Annotated in this window: 3 protein-coding genes; 1 reads left to right on the top strand and 2 read right to left on the bottom strand. The window is 72.1% G+C overall.

The genetic code is table 11. The features are described from left to right. Positions 1-151: 151 nt before the first annotated feature. Together QM633_RS08305 and QM633_RS08300 are read right to left on the bottom strand one after the other, a co-directional pair. The gene (locus tag QM633_RS08305; RefSeq protein WP_415153277.1) at positions 152-1,033 is read right to left on the bottom strand and encodes a patatin-like phospholipase family protein; all 882 of its coding nucleotides are present in this window, start codon (positions 1,031-1,033) and stop codon (positions 152-154) included. A 43-nt stretch (positions 1,034-1,076) separates the two neighbouring features. Then, positions 1,077-1,898, bottom strand: a complete 822-nt coding sequence (locus tag QM633_RS08300) for an ABC transporter ATP-binding protein (RefSeq protein ID WP_415153276.1) — start codon at positions 1,896-1,898, stop codon at positions 1,077-1,079. 277 nt (positions 1,899-2,175) lie between these two features. Between QM633_RS08300 and QM633_RS08295 the strand changes: the two genes are divergently transcribed. Beyond that, on the top strand, positions 2,176-3,009 hold an 834-nt coding region (locus tag QM633_RS08295; protein WP_415153275.1), incomplete at its 3' end, for a hypothetical protein.

Below are 3,009 nucleotides of genomic sequence, written 5' to 3'. Positions count from 1 at the left end.
GCCGGCCACGATCGCGACCAGCCGGTGCGCCCTGTCATAGCTCCGGTAGCCGGCCCCGGTCGAGCCTGACCAGTCCAGCCTGGTGCGGTAGTGGTGCTGGGAGAAGCGGGAGTTCACTCGCGCGAGCCTATGCTCGCGGGCCGGTCGCGGCTCAGCCCAGCCCGAGGAACTCCCGCCAGCGCGGCACCTCGCGGCGGGCCTGCGCGAGCCCCGCCTCGTGGCTGGCGCGCAGCCGGGCGACCTCCCGGGTGCTGTTGCTGACCGGCATCCGGTCCGGCACGAACAGCAGGGCGTCGCCGGAGCGCTCCAGGTCGAAGAGCTCCTCGCGGGTGCGGTTGTAGTTGAGGTGCCGGACGCGCAACGCCTCCGCGACGGCGGGATAGCGGCGGAACCACGTCCGGTACACCGCGGGGGCGGAGGTCGGACGCTTCACGTAGCCGCGTTCCTGGGTGAGGACGACGAAGAACCGCCTGAACCCGTCCGCCTGGGCGGCATTCAGCGCGATCCCGCCGTGGTCGGCGAGCGCCCCGTCGACGTAGACGTGGCCGTCCAGCCGGACCGGCGGCATGATCACCGGCATGGTCGAGGACGCCCGGACGCGCCGCATCAGGTAGGGCATGGTCGCCACGTCCTCGCGCGACCAGGCGACCCCGCGGCCGGTGTCGCACTCGAACGCTCCGATCCGCAGCCGGGCGGGGTTCGCGGCGAAGGTGGCGAAGTCGAACGGGAGCGCCTGATCGGGAGCGGACGTCTGCTCGTAGATGTAGGCCGCGTTGAACAGGCCCTGGCCGCGCAGAAAGCTGCCCCAGTTCCCGAAACGCGGGTCGGCGGCGAACTCGACGAAGGATCTCCGGGCGCGGCCGGCGTCGCGGGAGACGTAGTTGGCGAGGTTGCTGGCTCCGGCGGAGATCCCGGCCACCCAGTCGATGTGGATCCCCTCGGCGAGCAGGGTGGCCACCACGGCCGAGGTGTAGCTGGCGCGCATGCCGCCGCCCTCGAAGATGAGGGCGACGTCGTCCACGTTGCTCGTCAGCATCTCGGGCACGCGTCCTCCTCCCTCCGCACTGTAGCCCCGCTCAGTGGGTCCTGGTCCGGGCCTTCCGTGCGGGGACGGCGCGGGCGGCCCACCGTCCGTCCTGGTGGTGGACCTCGATCGGGTGGTCGAAGGCCGCCGAGACGTTGGCCGTGTCGAGGACGGACGCCACGGGCCCGGCCGCCACCACGCGTCCCGACCTCAGCAGCAGCGCGTGGGTGGTGCTGGCCGGCAGTTCCTCGAGGTGGTGGGTGACCAGGATCGAGGTCAGCTCGGGCCGGTCGTCCGCCAGGTCGTCGAGGGTCTCGAGCAGCTGCTCGCGCGCCGACACGTCCAGGCCGGTGGACGGCTCGTCGAGGAGGAGCAGCAGCGGATTGCAGATCAGGGCGCGGGCGATCAGGGTGCGGCCGCGCTCCCCCTGGGAGAGGGTCGGCCAGCGGTCGCCGGACCGTCCGGCCAGCCCGAGGGTCTCGATCAGCACGTCGGCGTGGGCGCTCTCCGCGGTCGAGGGCTCCCAGCGCAACGGGGTCTCGATCGTGCCGGTGACACCGGTGAGCACGACCTCCCGCACGGTGAGCGGTGAGCGCAGCGGGTGCCGGGGGTTCACGTGGCCGATCTGCCGGCGCAGTTCCTGCAGTTCGACCCGGCCCAACCGGCCGCCGAGCACGCGGACGGTCCCGGAGCTCGGGTGGATGACCGCTCCGCAGAAACCGAGGACGGTGCTCTTGCCCGCTCCGTTGGGTCCGAGCAGGGCCCAGTGTTCGCCGGGGCGGACGGTGAAACCCACGTTCTGCAGGATCTCCTTGCCGTCCCTCCGGAAGCAGACGTCGTCGAGCTGCAGCACCGGCGCGGCGTGGTCGACCATGCAGGACTCCTTCCCACGCCGCGGGCGCAGGGGTCGGGGATCGGGTTCGGGGTCAGCGTAGCCTTCGTCCCGGTTCGCCCCGGCCGGTCTCCGTCCCGGACCGTTCCGCCCGCCCGGCCGGTCCCGGCCACCGGGTGTCCACCGACCGGTTTCGGGATGGCGCCGCGGGACTCGTCGAATTAGGTTAGGCTCGCCTTACGAAATACCGGGAGTGACCGCAGGCCGGCGTGGACGCCGGGCGCGGCGCTCACCGGCAGAGCCGACTCCAGGGGGTCTCGTGGAAGACGTCGAAACCACGATCTCGGTCATGCACGACGAAGCGTTGCGTGCCCGTTCGATCTCTCTGGTGCACCGGTTGCTCTCGGGCGCGGGCCGCGCGTCCGTGGTCGCCTACGACCTGGCTCCGGTCGTCGAGGCCGAGGCCATCACCCACGCGCTCAGCGACGTGGGCGAGTTGATGGTCGCCTGCATCGCGGACGAGGAAATCCCGCTCACCACGTGGGGGCAGCTGCCGGTACGGGTCCGGATGGACGTCGTCAAGGAGGCTCCGGAGTGGTCGGTGCGGATCACCGCCTGCGCCGTGCATCTGCTCGGCGTCCTGGAATGGCTGGACGGCGACGTCCGCGACAGCTACCTGGCCGGCGCCGGACTGCCCGCCCGGATGGTCGAGCTCGCCTCGGCCCGCGGCGGGCGACTCGGGATCGTTCGGACCGAGCGCGTGCTGCTCCACGACGCCACTGGCGTGACGCCCGTCCCGTTCGAGGAGATCGCGGAGCGGGCTGTCCGGACCGTGGCGTCCTTCCCCGACGCCGACGCCGAGTGGGCGGCGCGCGAGCTCTTCGGTCGGCTCGCGCCCACCGATGTGTCGGACCTCCTGGAGGCGGCCGCCGCCGGTTGGGACGCGGCATTCCCCCTGTCCGTGCGCGAACAGGGCGGCTGTCCGCACCTGCACGGCCAGGTCTTCTGCGTGGACGTCGACAGCAACGGCCTGACCGTGATGGATGTCGACTCGGGATTCACGAGCGTCGTGCTCTTCACCTTCGACACCCCGGCGACAAGCGTCGAGGAGCAGGGCCATAGGCGCGGCCAGCACCTCCGCGGGGGGGCCGGG

The sequence above is a fragment of the Propionicimonas sp. genome, from assembly GCF_047606205.1.
Classification (GTDB): domain Bacteria; phylum Actinomycetota; class Actinomycetes; order Propionibacteriales; family Propionibacteriaceae; genus Propionicimonas.
Note: the sequence above shows the minus strand (reverse complement) of the source record. Positions and strands in the feature narration are given on the sequence as shown.